Below are 18,007 nucleotides of genomic sequence, written 5' to 3' on the forward strand. Positions count from 1 at the left end.
TTTACTGTTAGTTCGTATGAATTAACTGTTGTCACTCTTCAAGACTTTTCACAAATATTTTAGTGAAGCGTCCTGCGAGTGCCCACACAGATTGTCTGATTGATTGTTAAAGAGCAGTGCGACCGGCTTACAGCCTGCTGTCGCGAGGTGGCGTATACTACGCTTTCCTCATTCAGAGTCAACGACTTTTTTCTCGTTTTCTCCGCCTCACACCGCGCTGGCTCATCGCCGTTGCCGTGTCAGTGGATGCGCATTATAGGGATCCGAACGGGTTACACAACCACTTTCTCGATCTTTTTTTCCGTTCGCGCATTTTTCCACCCTTACGGCTATTTTACGCGCTGTTTGATCGTTTTTGGCAGGTCAGCCAGGCTATCTATTAGCCAATCAGCCAATTTTTCACCTTCTTCGGTGACCGGTTTGCCGGTTTTAACCAATACTTTAGTGCCTACCCCTGCTGCCTGCGCCGCCTGCATATCTTCAACTTTATCGCCCACCATATAAGAAGCGGCCATATCAATGTGCAAATGACGCTGCGCAGAGATAAACATCCCCGGCTGAGGTTTACGGCAATCACACTGTTGACGATATTCCCCTTCACCAGCATCAGGGTGATGCGGGCAGTAATAGATACCGTCCAGGTCAACACCACGGTCGGCCAACGACCAATCCATCCACTCGGTCAGTTGCATGAACTGATCTTCGGTAAACTTACCTCTGGCAATCCCTGACTGGTTGGTAACCAGCACCAGGGCAAAGCCCATTTTTTTGAGTTCATGTAAGGCGTCAATCACGCCGTCAATGAACTGGAACTGATCGACTTCATGGACATAGCCATGATCAACATTAATGGTACCGTCACGGTCGAGAAAAATTGCAGGGACGCTGTTTGCCACTTACCTTTGCTCCTGATGGCGTAAATTGTGCTTAGTATCGCATGTTTTCATCACCAGAGAGAATGTCATCCCTGACGGGATCTCGATTGACTTAGACGTCTAGACGCCTTAACATCCCCTCCACATTGGGTCGGAATATAATGGTTTCTTATCCGGCCATCGTCATCTTTGATAAAACTTATGATTGAACTGATTAATATTACAAAGGTTTTCCAGCAAAAAGGACGCGCCGTCACTGCGCTGGACGACGTGACATTACGCGTGCCTGCGGGTCAGATTTATGGCGTGATTGGCGCATCAGGCGCAGGTAAAAGCACGCTGATTCGCTGCGTGAATCTGCTGGAAAGACCGACCCAGGGGAAAGTGTTGATCGACGGGAAAGAGCTGATGAGCCTGTCGGAAAGCCAGCTGACGCGCACCCGCCGCCAAATCGGCATGATTTTCCAGCACTTCAATTTGTTGTCCTCACGTACCGTATTCGGCAACGTGGCGCTGCCGCTGGAACTGGACAACACGCCCGCGGCTGAAATCAAACAGCGGGTGCATCAGCTTCTGGATCTGGTCGGTCTGTCGGACAAGCATGATGTCTATCCCGCCAACCTGTCCGGCGGGCAAAAACAGCGCGTCGCTATTGCCCGCGCGCTGGCAAGCAACCCCAAAGTATTGTTATGCGATGAAGCGACCAGCGCGCTGGACCCGGCTACCACTCGTTCTATTCTTGAATTGCTGAAAGACATCAATCGTCGGTTGGGGCTGACCATCCTATTGATTACGCATGAGATGGATGTGGTTAAACGCATCTGCGATCAGGTGGCGGTTATCAGTAACGGCAAACTGATTGAGCAGGATACGGTCAGCGAAGTGTTTTCTCACCCGAAAACGCCGCTGGCGCAGAAATTTATCCAGTCCACCCTGCATCTGGATATTCCGGATGACTATCAGCAGCGACTGTCGGCAACGCCTCGTCCAGGCAGCGTGCCGCTGCTGCGTATGGAGTTTACCGGCCAGTCGGTTGACGCACCGTTACTGTCCGAAGTGGCCCGGAAGTTCAACGTCAACAACAACATTATCAGCGCGCAGATGGATTACGCTGGCGGTGTGAAGTTCGGCATCATGCTGGCCGAAATGCACGGGCAGGAAACCGACACCCAGGCAGCCATCGCTTTTCTGCAGCAGCATCACGTGAATATTGAGGTATTGGGTTATGTCTGAAGCCATGATCTGGTTAATTGCCCGCGGCGTTTGGGAGACCGTGGTGATGACATTCGTGTCCGGCTCTTTCGGTTTTATGCTGGGTTTACCCGTCGGCGTGCTGTTGTATATCACCCGCCCCGGGCAGATTATCGCCAATCCTAAGCTTTATCGCAGCATTTCCGCGTTGGTGAATATCTTCCGCTCCATTCCTTTCATTATTTTGTTGGTGTGGATGATTCCTTTTACCCGAGTGATTGTAGGCACCGCAATTGGTCTACAGGCAGCGATTGTACCGTTAACGGTAGGAGCGGCGCCTTTTATCGCCCGCATGGTGGAAAACGCCCTGCTGGAAATTCCGACCGGGTTGATCGAAGCGGCACGCGCGATGGGCGCCACGCCGTTGCAGATTATCCGCAAAATTCTGCTGCCTGAAGCCCTGCCCGGTCTGATCAACGCCGCCACTATTACATTGATTACGTTGGTAGGTTATTCAGCCATGGGCGGTGCGGTCGGCGCCGGTGGTCTGGGACAGATTGGTTATCAGTACGGTTACGTCGGCTATAACGCCACCGTGATGAATACCGTACTGGTCCTGTTGGTGGTTCTGGTTTATCTCATTCAGTTTTTTGGTGACAGAGCAGTTCGCGCGGTTACCCACAAATAACGGGTTTTATCATCGCGTCTATTATTCTTCGGTACAGGTTAAAACATTAAACAGAGGTAAAAAATGGCAATTAAATTGAAATCTCTCGCGGCGGTTGGTGCGTTGATTGGTGCGCTGGCGCTGGCCGGATGCGGTCAGGAGCAGAAGAACCCTAACCACATTAAAGTGGGCGTGATCGTCGGTGCCGAGCAGCAGGTAGCGGAAGTGGCACAGAAAGTAGCCAAGGAAAAATATGGTCTGGATGTTGAACTGGTTACCTTTAATGATTATGTGCTGCCGAACGAAGCGCTGAGCAAAGGCGATATCGACCTGAACGCTTTCCAGCACAAACCGTACCTCGACCAGCAGATCAAGGATCGCGGCTATAAGCTGGTTTCCGTCGGCAACACCTTCGTGTATCCGATCGCCGGTTACTCCAAAAAAATCAAATCGCTGAATGACCTGCAGAACGGCGCTCAAATCGCCCTGCCGAACGATCCGACCAACCTGGGCCGTTCGCTGCTGCTGTTGCAGAAAGTGGGCTTGATCAAACTGAAAGACAACGTTGGCCTGCTGCCGACCGTGCTGGATGTGACTGAAAACCCGAAAAACCTGAAGCTGGTCGAACTGGAAGCGCCGCAGCTGCCGCGCTCTTTGGATGACGATCAGATTGCTCTGGCCATCATCAACACCACTTATGCCAGCCAGATCAACCTGACCCCGACCAAAGACGGTTTGTTCGTGGAAGAAAAAGACTCGCCGTACGTTAACCTGCTGGTTGCTCGTGAAGACAATAAAGATGCAGAAAACGTGAAAAAATTCGTAAAGGCTTATCAGTCTGACGAAGTAAATCAGGCGGCGCTGAAAACATTTAATGGTGGCGCGGTGAAAGGATGGTAAGTTAATACTTACTTTCTTGCATAAAAGAGATGAAAGACGGGCAACTGCCCGTCTTGTTATTTTCTGTATTGCTTGCTTCAATAACCGCACTTTATCCAAGCCAGAGGAAAATTTATGCGTGCTGTACCTGTTCTGCTGTTGGCGTTTTCGCTGACAGGATGTTCCCTGCTGCACAAACCTGCTGCGCCGGCACCACAACCGCAGACACCAGTGGCTGTGGAACCTCCGCCGAAGCCGAAGCCGGTCACGCACCCCGCCCCTGCCGTGTTGTATAAAAGTGCCGAAGAGTTGGTAGGTAAGCCGTTCCGTGATATGGGTGAAGTATCTGGTTCATCCTGTCAGGCCAGCGCGCAGGACACGCCGCCCAGCATTCCGTCTGCCCGTAGAAGAATGCAGAATCGCGCCACCGCCATGAAAGCCAATGCCGTACTGCTGCATGACTGCCAGATCATCAGTAATGTAGCGGGATGCTACCGTCAGGCCGTCTGTCAGGGTTATGCACTGAAAGTTTCCGCGCAATGAGCCAATTTTGCTTTAATCAGATCGGCGTTATCCGCTCACCTTATAAAGAAAAATTTGCCGTACCCCGACAGCCCGGTCTGATTAAGGATGGCGGCGGAGAATTACATCTCCTCTCGCCTTATAACCAACCCGAGGCCGTACGCGGGCTCGAAGATTTCAGCCACCTGTGGCTGCTGTTCATTTTCCACCAGACGGCCTCCGCGGGCTGGCGCCCAACGGTCAGGCCGCCTCGCCTGGGCGGCAATGCCCGCATGGGCGTGTTCGCTACCCGTTCAACGTTTCGCCCTAACCCGATCGGTATGTCGCTGGTTGAACTGAAAGCGATACGCACCATGCGGGATAGCGTGATACTGGAACTGGGCAGCCTGGATCTGGTGGACGGCACCCCGGTTGTGGACATCAAACCCTACCTGCCGTTCGCGGAAAGTCAGCCGCAGGCGCGGGCCGGTTTTGCCCAACTGGCCCCCGCAGCCGATATGCCGATCCATTTTTCCGTTCTGGCGGAGCAACAACTGACGGAACATCAGCAGCGTCACCCCAATCTGCGGCGTTTCATTAGCCAGGTGCTGGCGCAGGACCCCCGCCCGGCTTACCGCAAAGGAGAAGATGACCTCAAGGTCTATGCCGCGCGATTGCTGGAATTTAATGTCAAATGGCACGTTATTGACGGCCAAACGGAAGTCATCAGCCTTGATGCCGGTTAAAAAACGTGGCTGCGCCTTTTGGGGAACGGCCCGCACTGGTAAACTAAACCACTTTTTCTGCCTGAACCACGTTGTGGTTAATGCTATTTATTTGTTCTGACGGAACTCAAACATCATGCGTACAAGTCAATACATGCTCTCCACGCTGAAGGAGACGCCCGCCGATGCCGAAGTCATCAGCCATCAGTTGATGCTGCGAGCCGGGATGATTCGTAAACTGGCTTCCGGCCTTTACACCTGGTTGCCGACCGGGTTGCGGGTGCTGAAAAAAGTCGAAAACATCGTGCGTGAAGAAATGAACAATGCCGGCGCCATCGAAATTTCGATGCCGGTAGTTCAACCCGCCGACCTGTGGCAGGAAAGCGGCCGCTGGGAACAATATGGCCCGGAGCTGCTGCGCTTTGTCGACCGTGGCGACCGCCCGTTTGTGCTCGGCCCGACGCATGAAGAAGTCATCACCGATTTGATCCGCAATGAAATCAGCTCCTACAAGCAGTTGCCGCTGAATTTCTATCAGATCCAGACCAAATTCCGTGACGAAGTCCGCCCGCGCTTTGGCGTAATGCGCGCGCGCGAGTTCCTGATGAAGGATGCTTATTCGTTCCACACCACGCAGGAATCCCTGCAGGTCACTTACGATGCCATGTACGCGGCCTACAGCAAGATTTTCAGCCGAATGGATCTCGATTTCCGCCCCGTACAGGCCGATACCGGCTCCATCGGCGGTAACGCATCGCATGAATTTCAGGTTCTGGCCAGCAGCGGCGAAGACGACATCGTGTTCTCTACCGAGTCGGATTACGCCGCCAATATTGAACTGGCGGAAGCCGTTGCTCCGGAGCACGGTCGTGCGGCGCCGACTCAGGCCATGACGCTGGTGGATACCCCGAACGCCAAAACCATCGCCGAGCTGGTGGAACAATTCGCACTGCCGGTGGAAAAAACCGTCAAGACCCTGCTGGTGAAAGCGACCGAAGAAAGCGGCCATAAGTTGGTTGCGCTGCTGGTGCGTGGCGATCATGAACTGAATGAAGTCAAAGCGGAAAAACTGGAGCTGGTCGCCAGCCCGTTGACCTTCGCTACTGAAGAAGAGATCCGTGCAACAGTGAAAGCGGGCCCGGGTTCGCTGGGGCCGGTGAATCTGCCGGTGCCGGTTGTGGTCGATCGTACCGTGGCAGCGATGAGCGATTTCAGCGCCGGCGCCAACATCGACGGCAAACACTACTTCGGCATTAACTGGGAACGCGATACCGCTCTGCCGCAGGTTGCCGATATCCGTAACGTAGTGGAAGGCGATCGCAGCCCGGATGGCAAAGGCACGCTGCTGATCAAGCGCGGTATTGAAGTCGGCCACATCTTCCAGTTGGGCAAGAAATACTCCGAAGCCTTGAAAGCAACGGTTCAGGGCGAAGACGGCCGCAATCAGACGCTGACCATGGGCTGCTACGGTATCGGCGTAACACGCGTGATCGCCGCCGCCATTGAGCAGAACCATGACGATCGCGGCATTATCTGGCCTGACGCCATTGCACCGTTCCAGGTGGCGATTCTGCCGATGAACATGCATAAGTCCTTCCGCGTGCAGGAAGTGGCCGAGAATATCTATCAGCAACTGCGCGCCAACGGCGTCGATGTATTGCTGGACGATCGCAAAGAACGCCCCGGCGTGATGTTTGCGGACATGGAACTGATCGGTATTCCTCACACCATCGTGATCGGCGATCGCAATCTGGATAACAACGAGATCGAATACAAGCACCGCCGTAAAGGCGAAAAAGAGATGATCAAGGCCGGCGATATCGTCGAGTTCCTGCTGTCTCAGTGTGCCCGATAACGCACGGTCCTAATTGCTGATATAAAAAATGGTGGGACATATCCCACCATTTTTTTGTGCCATGTTAGTTATTGTGCGAGTTATTCGCGGAACAGTTCTTCGATGTCCAGCCCCTGCACCTGCAGGATCTCGCGTAAACGGCGCAGCCCTTCGACCTGAATCTGGCGAACCCGTTCACGAGTCAACCCGATTTCACGCCCCACATCTTCCAGCGTGGCGGCTTCATATCCCAGCAGGCCAAAACGGCGGGCCAGCACTTCACGCTGTTTTGCGTTCAGTTCAAACAGCCATTTAACGATATTCTGCTTCATATCGTTATCCTGCGTGGTGTCTTCCGGGCCGTTATCCTTCTCGTCGGCCAGAATATCCAGCAGCGCCTTTTCCGAATCCCCGCCCAGCGGCGTATCCACCGACGTAATGCGCTCGTTGAGACGCAGCATGCGGTTAACGTCATCCACCGGCCTATCCAGCCGCTCGGCGATTTCTTCCGCACTCGGCTCATGATCAAGCTTGTGGGACAGTTCGCGTGCGGTACGCAGGTAGACATTCAGTTCTTTGACGATATGGATGGGTAAACGGATGGTGCGGGTCTGATTCATGATGGCCCGTTCAATGGTCTGACGGATCCACCAGGTGGCGTAAGTCGAAAAGCGGAACCCGCGTTCAGGGTCAAACTTCTCGACTGCGCGGATCAAACCGAGGTTTCCTTCTTCAATCAGGTCCAGCAGCGCCAGTCCCCGGTTGTTGTAGCGGCGGGCGATTTTCACCACCAGCCGCAGGTTACTCTCGATCATGCGGCGGCGAGATGAAACATCGCCGCGCAGCGCCCGACGGGCAAAGTAAACTTCTTCTTCAGCGGTCAGAAGAGGTGAGTAGCCGATTTCTCCCAGATAAAGCTGGGTTGCATCCAGCACGCGCTGAGCAGTTCCTTGCGAAAGCAATTCCTCGTCGAGCAGGTCGCTATCGCCGGTTTCTTCCTCCGCCAGCGCTTTGTCGTCAAAAACGTCGATTCCATTCTCATCGAATTCAGCATCTTCATGTAACTCGTTAACTTTCAGCGTGTTTTGGCTCATAAGTGGCTCCTACCCGTGATCCCATGGCAGAATACCGAAATACTCTGCCCGATTTATCGCTGCGGAAGAAAACGCAGCGGGTTTACGGATTTCCCCTTGTAACGAATTTCAAAATGCAAGCGTACTGAACTGGTTCCGGTGCTACCCATGGTAGCGATTTGTTGACCCGCCTTTACCTCTTGTTGTTCCCGGACCAGCATGGTTTCGTTATGGGCATAGGCGCTCAGGTAATCATCATTATGTTTGATGATGATCAGATTACCGTAACCGCGTAACGCATTACCCGCATACACTACACGCCCGGATGCGGTAGCGATAACGGATTGCCCACGTGAGCCGGCGATATCAATCCCTTTATTTCCCCCCTCTGAGGATGAGAAACTATCTATGACTTTCCCGTCTGTAGGCCAACGCCAGCTGGCAATTGCCGTGTTCGTTTGCGTCGGTTCGGTGGTCGGAAGCGTGGTCGCGGCTCCCGCTGTGGGCAACATCTTACCCACATTCTGTTTACCCGAACTTTCAGAATACGCATTAGTTGGTTGAGAATCAACCTGCGTAGTCTGCATTTGTGCTGACGATGGCGGCTGTGCGGCGGCTGCCGCGGCTGCGTTAGCCGGCAGCATATGACCACTGCTGCTGGCGGTGGCGTTGCCTGACAGCATACGGCCGCTGCCGGAGGTTTTAGCGGCATTTTCAGGCAGCATATGACCGCTGTCGGACGAGCTGCTTTCCACCGGTGCGGATGTCGTTACCGTCGTCGGCGCGCTGGCGATCGCCATGCCCTGGGTGCCGCCGCCGGCATTCATATTGCTGCCGAGGCTTAACGACTGGCCCACATTCAGGCTGTAAGGTTCCTGAATGTTATTGCGCTGCGCCAGTTCGCGATAATCATTGCCGGTAATCCAGGCAATATAGAACAGAGTATCCCCGCGTTTGACGGTGTAGGTATTGCCGCTGTAGCTCCCTTTGGGGATGCTGTTATAGCTGCGGTTATAGACAATCTTACCTTCACGGGTAGTGACCGCCGCATCGCTGGAAGGGCGGCTGATGCTCGCCGAAGGAACGCCTTGAGTATTATTGCTCACGCTGCCCACGCTGGAAATGCGCGGCGGCGGCGAATAGGTGGTGGTACTGCCCGAACGGCTTCCTGCGCCGTTATCTCCCACGCTGCTGATCGGGGCCGCCTGATTATTGTCATTTGCACAACCGGCCAATCCCAGAGTAATAACCGAACACACAGCGAGCTGACGCCAGTTCACGATTTGGCTTCCCATGCGCCAAATTCCCCCTATAACCAAAAATGACGAAATCTGTCCGGTCCCGACGCTTATTTCCGTGCGGAACACCCTGATAAAGGCAGGCAATCATGCGAAACGAGGAACGTAAAACGATTACCGTTTATTTTATTCGTCGACGCAAACAGGCGGTACCATAAGGTCTGTCTGGCGGTCACACCATACCAACAGGGTCAGAATCACGGACAACGACGGGACACAGCCTATCAATATCAATCCGTTATCACCATAAGACAGTTGTATTGAAATTTTAAAGACGGACTTTTTACCGAGATTGGCAACGGTATCAGGCCAATTCCCCTTTGACCAGCGGAACAAACCGAACCATTTCCACCGTCTGGACGATAAACTCGCCGTTGCGATGCAAAACGACCTGTAATGTCTGCTGCTCTTCGCCTACGGGCAAAACCATGATGCCGCCTTCGTCCAGTTGCGCCATCAGTGCGGACGGAATCTCCGGCGGCGCCGCTGTAACGATTATCGCGTCAAACGGCCCTTTGGACGCCCAGCCTTGCCAGCCGTCGCCATGACGGGTGGACACATTGTGCAGGTCGAGTTGCTTAAGACGCCGCTTGGCCTGCCACTGTAGGCCTTTAATACGCTCCACCGAAAACACATGCCGTACAAGATGCGCCAGAATCGCAGTCTGGTAACCGGAACCGGTGCCGATCTCCAGCACGCGGGACTCCGGCGTCAGCCGCAGTAGCTCGGTCATTCTGGCCACGATGTAGGGTTGAGAGATAGTTTGTCCGGAACCAATCGGCAGGGCGACGTTATCATAGGCTTTATGTTCGAACGCCTCGTCAACAAAACGCTCACGAGGAACCGAGGCCATGGCCTGCAACAGGCGTTCGTCCTGAATTCCCTGCTGGTGAAGCTGCGCCAGCAACGTTTGCACGCGTTTATTCACCATTCCCCGTCAACTCCGGCGTTAGCCCACCTCATCAACTCGCTCCGTCCTCCGATAGCAAAGAAAATCGACAGCCCGTATCAGGATAAATCACACGTCTGAAGCCGAGAAAAGCCGCCTGCTATCAGGCCGCCCACTCGTTTTCCTGTTGCACGGGAAGCAGCAGCTCCCGCACCACGCTGGTGGCGAAACACCCTGCCGGCAACCAGAAGTGTAACTCAAGCGTGGCGTCATCCCGCCATGACCAGCGCAGGTCTTGCGGATATAGCATGACGGCGCGGCGCGCGCTGTCCACTCGCTCACGCGTCAATAATGACAACAACAGCGTCTGGCCTTCCAGACATTGCTGCTCGAACGCCAGCGCCTGTTCCTGCACACCGGGTTCGCCCTGCCCCGGCAATGCGGCGGTAATCTGCAGTTCGCCGGCTATCACGCGCGACTGCGCGTCAGCCTGTTCTTCCGGCTTGACCACAAACCAGCTGCCGCGGCCAGCCAGTTGCAGCGCATCTCCGGTCAACACCTGCGTTGCGCCATACGTCGTCAGACGCGCACTGGCCATCAGATTAAATAACTCACTGCGCACGGCGGAAAGGTAGAAGCTGCGCTTGCTGCGATCCTTAACCCGAATCTCGTCATTCGCCCAGCGACGGGCCTGTTCCAGATTGTTGCCGTCACGGCCGAAACGCTGGCTGCCGAAATAGTTGGGCACGCCCTCACCGGCGATCAGCGCCAAACGGGCTTCAACATCGGCACGGTCGCTAATCTCGCGCAGCACCAGACTAAAATGGTTGCCGCGCAACGCGCCAATACGCAGTTTACGGCGATGGCGCTGCGCTTCAAGAATTTCGCACCCTTCCAGCGCAAATGCCGACCACGCCGGCTCCGCTTTGCCCGGCACATGCAGGCAGAACCATTGTTCGGTTACCGCATGGCGATCTTTCAACCCGGCATAGCTGACGGAACGCGCCGGAATACCGGCGAACTTCGCCAGCGCTTCCGCCACAAACGTGGTGTTGCAACCGCGTTTGCGCACGCGCACCAGCACATGTTCGCCATCGCCATCCGGTGCAAATCCCAGATCTTCGGCAACAAAAAAATCATCCGGCGATGCTTTCAGCACCCCCGTTGCGGCCGGTTCGCCATGCAACCAAAACAGTGATTCACGCATTACCATGCCACCACGCCGGTAGCGTCGCTCTTGACCAGCAATACCACCGCCTCGCAGGCAATCCCTTCGCCACGGCCGGTAAAGCCCAGTTGTTCGGTCGTGGTGGCTTTGACGTTGACATCATCCATGTGCGATTGCAGATCTTCGGCGATGTTGACGCGCATCTGCGGGATGTGCGGCGCCATTTTCGGCGCCTGCGCGATGATGGTGACATCGAGGTTGCCCAGTTGGTAACCTTTGGCGATGATGCGACGCCAGGCTTCGCGCAGCAATTCGCGACTGTCAATGCCGCGGTAGGCCGGATCGGTGTCGGGAAACAGTTTACCGATATCGCCCATCGCCGCCGCGCCCAGCAGCGCATCGGTGACGGCATGCAACACCACGTCGCCATCGGAATGAGCCAGCAAGCCACGTTCATAGGGAATACGTACCCCACCGATCACCAGCGGACCTTCTCCGCCAAATTTATGCACATCAAAACCGTGACCGATACGCATCACTCAGGCTCCTTTATTATCTTGTTGATGATGATCCGGGTTACGCGTCAGATAAAACTCCGCCAGCGCCAGATCTTCCGGGCGCGTGACCTTGATGTTGTCTGCCCGTCCCGGAACAATCTGCGGACGATAGCCGCAATATTCCAGCGCCGACGCCTCGTCGGTAACGGTCGCGCCTTCGCGCAGCGCCCGTTCCAGGCAGTCTCGCAGCAGCGCCAGCGGGAACAGTTGCGGCGTCAGGGCGTGCCACAGCGCCTCGCGCTCCACCGTATGGTCGATGACGCCATCCCGACTTCGCTTCATGGTATCACGCACCGGCGCCGCCAAAATGCCGCCGACCTCACTTTGCCCGGTCAGCGCCAGCAGCCGGGACAAATCGTCCTGATGCAGACAGGGCCGCGCCGCGTCGTGCACCAGCACCCAATCGGCGTGCGGCAAATGCAGTAAGCCGGCCAGCACCGAGTCGGCGCGCTGACGACCGCCGCTCACCACCTGAATACGCGGATCGGTTGCGAGGGGCAGTTCGGGAAAATAACGGTCATCGGCGCTGATGGCGATCACCACCCGTTGAATACGCGGATGACGCAGCAGAGCCGCGACCGTGTGCTCAAGAATGGTTTTACCGCCGATGGAAAGGTACTGCTTGGGGCGGTCGCTCTGCATCCGGCTGCCGTTACCGGCCGCCGGCAAAACAGCAACCACCTCAGCCAAAGACTGATTTGGAGTAGACATACCTAGCGAGAAGTCGATGATGATGGAGTGGAAGGAGCCGGCGACGGGTTCGCGCCAACGCGGCGATCCGCCTGGTCGGCCACCAGACGATAAAAGCTTTCTCCGGGTTTGGTCATGCCCAGCTCGTTGCGCGCCCGTTCCTCAATGGCTTCCTGACCACCATTGAGATCGTCTATTTCCGCAAACAGCTGTTCGTTGCGGGATTTCAGTTTGACGTTGTTGGCCTGTTGCACCGCCACGTCATCCTTCACCCGCACGTAGTCATGAACACCGTTTTTCCCCAGCCAGAGCGAATATTGCAACCAACCGAGAAGAATCAACAATAACAGCGAAAGTTTTCCCATCCAGCCCCCTGAAAAGCCGCCTAATCATCCCATAACTTTTGTCAGGACTCCACCTTCGCCAACAGCATTCCCCTCCGGCAGGGAAAAGCCAGGCGCACACCGGGTGGTGAAGGATAAAATTGCTCACACAGGGAAATAGTTTCACGAAAGGAGTAAATGTTCTGAAATCGGTTTCGCTGAGGTCGAGATCCTGATGAGATGCGTTGTCTGAGCCGCTACCATCCGGTGATCAGTAAGAACACCAGCCAGAACACGCCCGGAATGCTGACCATGCAGCAGACCATCATCCACACCACATGATTCGGCAACAACACGCGAAACAGCATCCCGATCAATACCGACAGGGGCATCAGCGCCAGAAAAAAGGGCCAGGTGTAAAGCATCAGCAGCAGCGTGGAATTCAGGCCATAAACGATAAACGGCAGAGAAAAAGCCAACCAGTAAAAGCAGAAACCAGCCAGCGCCCCTACCAGCGGGCTGCAAGAAACGAAGGACGCGTCCTCCTCCTCGGCATGGTCGGCTTGCGTATTGCTATCAGGTAATGGCGTCACACTCTGCATCATCGTTCCTGCTTTACCCCATCACCGGGTAACCGTTGGGCCTGAAGACTGCCCCTTCGTCAGGCAACCGGCAGCGAGGCAAAACACGCATACCGTAGCGCCTGCAAAGGGGCAAGCTGAGGCTTAGATGATAGCTCGACCGTGCAGCATATCTAATAATTCAGCGACTAAATTTGTTACCAATTGTTGGCCGTCCAGATGCAACTCCGGCTGTTCCGGCGCCTCATAAACTGCATCGATACCGGTGAAATTGCGCAACTCGCCGGCACGGGCTTTCCGGTATAAACCTTTAGGGTCGCGGGCTTCACAAATAGCCAACGGCGTATCGACGAACACTTCAAGAAACTGCTCCTGATCAAGCAGTTCACGTACCATCTGCCGTTCAGCACGGTGCGGAGAGATAAAGGCGGTTAATACAACCAGCCCGGCATCGACCATCAACCGGGCCACTTCCCCCACCCGGCGGATGTTCTCCCGCCGGTCGTCATCGCTGAATCCCAAATCCCGGCACAGCCCATGCCGAACGTTATCGCCGTCCAGCAGATAGGTACTGACGCCACGGGCAAACAAGGCCTGCTCCAGTGCGCCGGCCAGCGTAGATTTGCCGGAACCGGATAACCCGGTAAACCACACCACCACGCCACGGTGCCCATGTTGACGTTCACGGTCTTCGCGCGTGACCGCATGGTCGTGCCACACCACATTGTCGTCGGCCGGCGCGCCCGGCCGGGAATGCGTTTGCGCCACGTTATTTTCCTCCCAGCAGATCGCGCGCGCCCCAATGCGGGAAGTGACGGCGAATCAGTGCATTCAGTTCCAGCTCAAAAGCGCTGTAGCTGCCGGCTTCCGCGTCCGCCAGCTCGACCGGCTCACGCACCAGCCCGGCGCCGACCGTCACGTTGCTCAGGCGATCGATGAAAATCATGCCGCCGGTAACCGAATTTTGCTGATATTTGTCCAGCACCAGCGGTTCATCAAAGGTCAGCTCAACCAGACCAATGCCGTTGAGCGGCAGCGACTCGGTAACCCGCTGGGTCAGCGTATTGATTTCCACCTGATAGTCGATGTTTTCCACCCGCGCGCGGGTTTTCTTACCGGCAATCTTGATGTTGTAGCTTTGCCCCGGCACCAGCGGCTGCTCCGCCATCCACACCACATCCACCTTCGCGCTGCGTACCGGCTGGAGCGTTTCTTCGCTGCCGACCAGCAGGTCGCCCCGGCTGATGTCGACTTCACTGGACAACACCAGCGTCACCGCTTCGCCCGCCTGCGCCTGCTGCAGGTCGCCATCAAAGGTGACGATGCGGCTGACGCTGGACTCCACGCCGGACGGCAGCACCTTCACACGCTGTCCGACCCGCACCACGCCAGACGCCACCGTACCGGCGTAGCCGCGGAAATCAAGGTTCGGGCGGCTGACGTACTGCACCGGAAAACGCATCGGCTGGCTCAGGCTGCGGGAAGAGACATTGACCGTCTCCAGTACATCCAGCAACGTCGGGCCGCGGTACCAGCTCATGGTCGTGCTCGGCGTGGCGACATTGTCGCCATCCAGCGCGGAAATCGGCACAAAGGTGATATCCAGATCGGTCGGCAGTTGACCGGCGAAGTCCAGATAATCCTGTTTGAACTGCTCGAAGACCGCCTGCTGATACCCCACCAGATCCATCTTGTTGACCGCCACCACCAGATGGCGAATGCCCAGCAGCGTGGCGATAAAGCTGTGGCGGCGGGTCTGATCCAGCACGCCCTTACGCGCGTCGATCAGCAGGATCGCCAGTTCGCAGGTGGAAGCGCCGGTCGCCATATTGCGGGTGTACTGCTCATGCCCCGGCGTGTCGGCGATGATGAACTTGCGTTTTTCCGTGGAAAAATAGCGGTAAGCCACATCAATGGTGATGCCCTGCTCGCGTTCCGCCTGCAAACCGTCCACCAGCAGCGCCAGATCGAGCTTTTCGCCCTGGGTGCCAAGACGCTTGCTGTCATTGTGCAACGTAGAGAGCTGATCTTCGTAAATCTGACGGGTATCGTGCAACAACCGGCCAATCAGGGTGCTTTTGCCATCGTCAACGCTGCCGCAGGTCAGAAAACGCAACAGGCTTTTGTTCTGCTGCGCGTGAAGATAAGCCTCAACCCCGCCCTGATCGGCAATCTGCTTTGCAATACTATGATTCATTTGACGATTCCTCAGAAATACCCTTGACGCTTTTTCAGCTCCATCGAGCCGGCCTGATCGCGGTCAATCACCCGTCCCTGACGCTCGCTGGTAGTCGAAACCAGCATCTCTTCAATGATTTCCGGCAGCGTCTGCGCCTGCGATTCCACCGCGCCGGTCAGCGGCCAGCAGCCGAGCGTACGGAAACGCACCATGCGCTGGGCAATCACTTCGCCGGGCTGCAAGTCGATGCGGTCGTCGTCCACCATCAGCAACATGCCGTCGCGCTCCAGCACCGGACGCTCAGCGGCCAGATACAGCGGCACGATATCGATATTTTCCAGATAGATGTACTGCCAGATATCCAGTTCGGTCCAGTTGGACAGCGGGAACACGCGGATGCTCTCACCCTTGTTGATCTGGCCGTTATAGTTGTTCCACAGCTCCGGACGCTGGTTTTTCGGGTCCCAGCGATGGAAGCGATCGCGGAAAGAGTAGATACGCTCTTTGGCGCGGGATTTCTCCTCGTCGCGACGGGCGCCGCCGAACGCGGCGTCAAAGCCGTACTTGTCCAGCGCCTGTTTCAACCCTTCGGTTTTCATGATGTCGGTATGCTTGGCGCTGCCGTGCACAAACGGGTTGATGCCCATCGCCACCCCCTCCGGGTTGCGATGCACCAGCAACTCGCAGCCGTAGGCTTTGGCGGTACGATCACGGAATTGGTACATTTCGCGGAATTTCCAGCCGGTATCCACATGCAGCAGCGGGAACGGCAGCGTGCCCGGAAAGAACGCCTTACGGGCCAGATGCAGCATCACGGAGGAGTCCTTGCCGATGGAATACAGCATCACCGGGTTGCTGAACTCAGCCGCTACCTCACGAATGATATGAATACTTTCCGCTTCAAGCTGTTTTAAATGCGTGAGTCTTTTCTCGTCCATAACCTTAACCTTAAGCCAGATTCACCACGGCCGAGCGCCCGTCAGGCGGCGTCATCCGCGCTTGTTCACCAAACCAGGCGATGTGTTGATGTAACTTCACCACCTCGCCAATCACCAGCAGCGCCGGCGTCGGAGCCTGCTGCGCCAGTTGTTCCAGTTCCGTCAGCGTGCCGATCAGCACCTGCTGATCCTGCCGCGTGCCGCGGCCGATTACCGCCACCGGCGTGTGCGGCGCCCGGCCATGCGCGATCAACTGCTGGCTGATTTCCGCCGACTTGACCGTGCCCATGTAGATAGCCAGTGTCTGTCGGCCGCGCGCCAGCGTCGACCAGTCCAGCGCGTCGCCATCCGGGCGGCAGTGCCCGGTGATAAATATCACGCTCTGCGCGTAATCCCGGTGCGTCAGCGGAATGCCGGCATACGCCGTAGCACCGGCCGCCGCGGTGATGCCCGGCACCACCTGAAACGGAATCCCCGCCTGCGCCACCTGCTGCAGCTCTTCGCCGCCACGACCAAAAATAAAGGGGTCGCCGCCTTTCAGCCGCACTACCCGCTTGCCTTCCTGCGCCAGCTTCACCAGCAGCGCGTTAATCTCGTCTTGCGGCAGCAGATGCGCGCTGGCGCGTTTGCCGACGCAAATCCGCTCCGCATCGCGGCGCACCAGATCCAGCACCTCATCGCTGACCAGATGATCGTAAAGCACTACGTCCGCCTGCTGAATCACCTGCAGGCCGCGCAGCGTCAGCAAACCGGCGTCCCCCGGCCCGGCGCCCACCAGCGCCACCTCGCCTTGCTGAATATCGGGCTGCGCCAGTTGCTGTTCCAGTTCCTGCTCGGCCTGCGCCAGTTGCCCGGCGGCCACCAGACTGGAAAAACGACCGCTAAAAATGCGTTCCCAAAAACGCCGCCGTTCCGTTACCGACGCCAGCCGCTGCTTGATGCGGCCACGCCACTTTCCGGCCAGCTCCGCCATCTGCCCCAGACGGGCTGGCAGCAGCGCCTCCAGTTTTTCCCGCAGCAAACGCGCCAGTACCGGCGCCTGACCGCCGGACGAAATCGCCACCATCAGCGGCGAGCGGTCAATCAGCGAAGGAAAAATGAATGAGCACTTGGGCTGGTCATCCACCACGTTGACCAGCAACTGACGGCGATTGGCTTCCTCAAATACCGTGGCATTCAGCGCGGCGTCATCGGTCGCGGCTATCACCAGAAACACGTTATCCAGCAGCGCAGGCGAAAATTCCTGCGCCACCCATGCCAGCCGGCCCGTCTGATGCTGCTCGTGCAGCGGTTCGCACAGCGACCGTGCCGCCACCCGAACATCAGCCCCGGCGCGCTGCAGCAGGTCAATCTTGCGGGTTGCCACCTCGCCGCCCCCGACAACCAGCACGGGGCGCTGCCGGAGATCGGCGAATATAGGGAGATAGTTCACAGATGCCTTTACTAAGCTAAAAATTTTATAAAGCGACTATAAAACGTGAAGAGAAAGGTTATGAAATGCCGAATTAGTATGATTAGTTCCGTAATGGAATAACAAACCATGCGGGAAAGAATAAAAACGCTTAATAACGGTTTTCATGACTATTTTTACACTTCGCGTTCGCCTGGGCCTGCTTTGGGCAGGCGGAAACATCAGCAC

The 18,007-nt window shown here is 56.3% G+C and carries 19 protein-coding genes; 6 read left to right on the plus strand and 13 right to left on the minus strand.

Features of this window, described 5'->3' with window-relative positions:
* Window positions 1–329 precede the first annotated feature (329 nt).
* Window positions 330–896, minus strand: a complete 567-nt coding sequence (gene gmhB, locus DXX3274_RS17585; RefSeq protein ID WP_038901925.1) for a D-glycero-beta-D-manno-heptose 1,7-bisphosphate 7-phosphatase — start codon at window positions 894–896, stop codon at window positions 330–332.
* A gap of 180 nt (window positions 897–1,076) precedes the next feature.
* Here gmhB and metN point away from each other — a divergent pair, with 180 nt between their 5' ends.
* From metN to proS, 6 genes are all read left to right on the plus strand, one after another.
* A complete protein-coding gene (gene metN / locus DXX3274_RS17590) occupies window positions 1,077–2,108 on the plus strand; it encodes a methionine ABC transporter ATP-binding protein MetN (RefSeq protein WP_042860869.1) in 1,032 nt (343 codons plus the stop codon).
* The gene (locus tag DXX3274_RS17595; protein WP_042860870.1) at window positions 2,101–2,754 is read left to right on the plus strand and encodes a methionine ABC transporter permease MetI; all 654 of its coding nucleotides are present in this window, start codon (window positions 2,101–2,103) and stop codon (window positions 2,752–2,754) included. Before metN ends, DXX3274_RS17595 begins: the two co-directional genes overlap by 8 nt.
* A gap of 63 nt (window positions 2,755–2,817) precedes the next feature.
* Window positions 2,818–3,633, plus strand: a complete 816-nt coding sequence (locus tag DXX3274_RS17600) for a MetQ/NlpA family lipoprotein (protein WP_042860871.1) — start codon at window positions 2,818–2,820, stop codon at window positions 3,631–3,633.
* 114 nt (window positions 3,634–3,747) lie between these two features.
* Window positions 3,748–4,155, plus strand: a complete 408-nt coding sequence (gene rcsF / locus DXX3274_RS17605) for an Rcs stress response system protein RcsF (RefSeq protein ID WP_038666231.1) — start codon at window positions 3,748–3,750, stop codon at window positions 4,153–4,155.
* Window positions 4,152–4,859, plus strand: coding sequence for a tRNA (N6-threonylcarbamoyladenosine(37)-N6)-methyltransferase TrmO (tsaA, locus tag DXX3274_RS17610; protein WP_042860872.1), 708 nt, complete (start codon window positions 4,152–4,154; stop codon window positions 4,857–4,859). The genes rcsF and tsaA overlap by 4 nt, the downstream gene beginning before the upstream one ends.
* Window positions 4,860–4,974: 115 nt before the next feature.
* Window positions 4,975–6,693, plus strand: a complete 1,719-nt coding sequence (gene proS, locus DXX3274_RS17615; RefSeq protein WP_042860873.1) for a proline--tRNA ligase — start codon at window positions 4,975–4,977, stop codon at window positions 6,691–6,693.
* Window positions 6,694–6,773: 80 nt separating this feature from the next.
* On the opposite strand, the gene rpoS is transcribed toward proS, so the two are convergent.
* The 12 genes from rpoS to cysG form a co-directional block, all read right to left on the minus strand.
* On the minus strand, window positions 6,774–7,766 hold the full coding sequence (gene rpoS / locus DXX3274_RS17620; protein WP_042860874.1) for an RNA polymerase sigma factor RpoS: 993 nt from the start codon (window positions 7,764–7,766) through the stop codon (window positions 6,774–6,776).
* A 53-nt stretch (window positions 7,767–7,819) separates the two neighbouring features.
* Entirely contained in the window at window positions 7,820–9,040 is a 1,221-nt protein-coding gene (gene nlpD, locus DXX3274_RS17625) for a murein hydrolase activator NlpD (protein ID WP_042860875.1), read from the minus strand.
* Between the two features lie 307 nt (window positions 9,041–9,347).
* Window positions 9,348–9,974 carry a protein-L-isoaspartate(D-aspartate) O-methyltransferase gene (locus DXX3274_RS17630; protein WP_042860876.1) on the minus strand — a complete coding sequence of 209 codons (627 nt, stop codon included), beginning with the start codon at window positions 9,972–9,974 and terminating at the stop codon, window positions 9,348–9,350.
* A gap of 121 nt (window positions 9,975–10,095) precedes the next feature.
* On the minus strand, window positions 10,096–11,145 hold the full coding sequence (truD, locus tag DXX3274_RS17635) for a tRNA pseudouridine(13) synthase TruD (protein WP_042860877.1): 1,050 nt from the start codon (window positions 11,143–11,145) through the stop codon (window positions 10,096–10,098).
* On the minus strand, window positions 11,139–11,636 hold the full coding sequence (gene ispF, locus DXX3274_RS17640) for a 2-C-methyl-D-erythritol 2,4-cyclodiphosphate synthase (protein WP_042860878.1): 498 nt from the start codon (window positions 11,634–11,636) through the stop codon (window positions 11,139–11,141). The genes truD and ispF overlap by 7 nt, the downstream gene beginning before the upstream one ends.
* A 3-nt stretch (window positions 11,637–11,639) precedes the next feature.
* The gene (gene ispD, locus DXX3274_RS17645) at window positions 11,640–12,368 is read right to left on the minus strand and encodes a 2-C-methyl-D-erythritol 4-phosphate cytidylyltransferase (protein ID WP_042860879.1); all 729 of its coding nucleotides are present in this window, start codon (window positions 12,366–12,368) and stop codon (window positions 11,640–11,642) included.
* A 2-nt stretch (window positions 12,369–12,370) separates the two neighbouring features.
* Entirely contained in the window at window positions 12,371–12,712 is a 342-nt protein-coding gene (ftsB, locus tag DXX3274_RS17650) for a cell division protein FtsB (protein WP_042860880.1), read from the minus strand.
* Between the two features lie 215 nt (window positions 12,713–12,927).
* The gene (locus DXX3274_RS17655; protein WP_042860881.1) at window positions 12,928–13,272 is read right to left on the minus strand and encodes a DUF3561 family protein; all 345 of its coding nucleotides are present in this window, start codon (window positions 13,270–13,272) and stop codon (window positions 12,928–12,930) included.
* A 123-nt stretch (window positions 13,273–13,395) separates the two neighbouring features.
* On the minus strand, window positions 13,396–14,019 hold the full coding sequence (cysC, locus tag DXX3274_RS17660; protein WP_042860882.1) for an adenylyl-sulfate kinase: 624 nt from the start codon (window positions 14,017–14,019) through the stop codon (window positions 13,396–13,398).
* A 1-nt stretch (window position 14,020) separates the two neighbouring features.
* The gene (cysN, locus tag DXX3274_RS17665; RefSeq protein ID WP_042860883.1) at window positions 14,021–15,448 is read right to left on the minus strand and encodes a sulfate adenylyltransferase subunit CysN; all 1,428 of its coding nucleotides are present in this window, start codon (window positions 15,446–15,448) and stop codon (window positions 14,021–14,023) included.
* A gap of 11 nt (window positions 15,449–15,459) precedes the next feature.
* The gene (cysD, locus tag DXX3274_RS17670) at window positions 15,460–16,368 is read right to left on the minus strand and encodes a sulfate adenylyltransferase subunit CysD (RefSeq protein ID WP_042860884.1); all 909 of its coding nucleotides are present in this window, start codon (window positions 16,366–16,368) and stop codon (window positions 15,460–15,462) included.
* A gap of 10 nt (window positions 16,369–16,378) precedes the next feature.
* Window positions 16,379–17,800 carry a siroheme synthase CysG gene (gene cysG / locus DXX3274_RS17675; RefSeq protein ID WP_042860885.1) on the minus strand — a complete coding sequence of 474 codons (1,422 nt, stop codon included), beginning with the start codon at window positions 17,798–17,800 and terminating at the stop codon, window positions 16,379–16,381.
* Window positions 17,801–18,007: the final 207 nt, after the last annotated feature.

This window comes from Dickeya sp. NCPPB 3274, from assembly GCF_000406205.1.
Lineage (GTDB): Bacteria > Pseudomonadota > Gammaproteobacteria > Enterobacterales > Enterobacteriaceae > Dickeya > Dickeya fangzhongdai.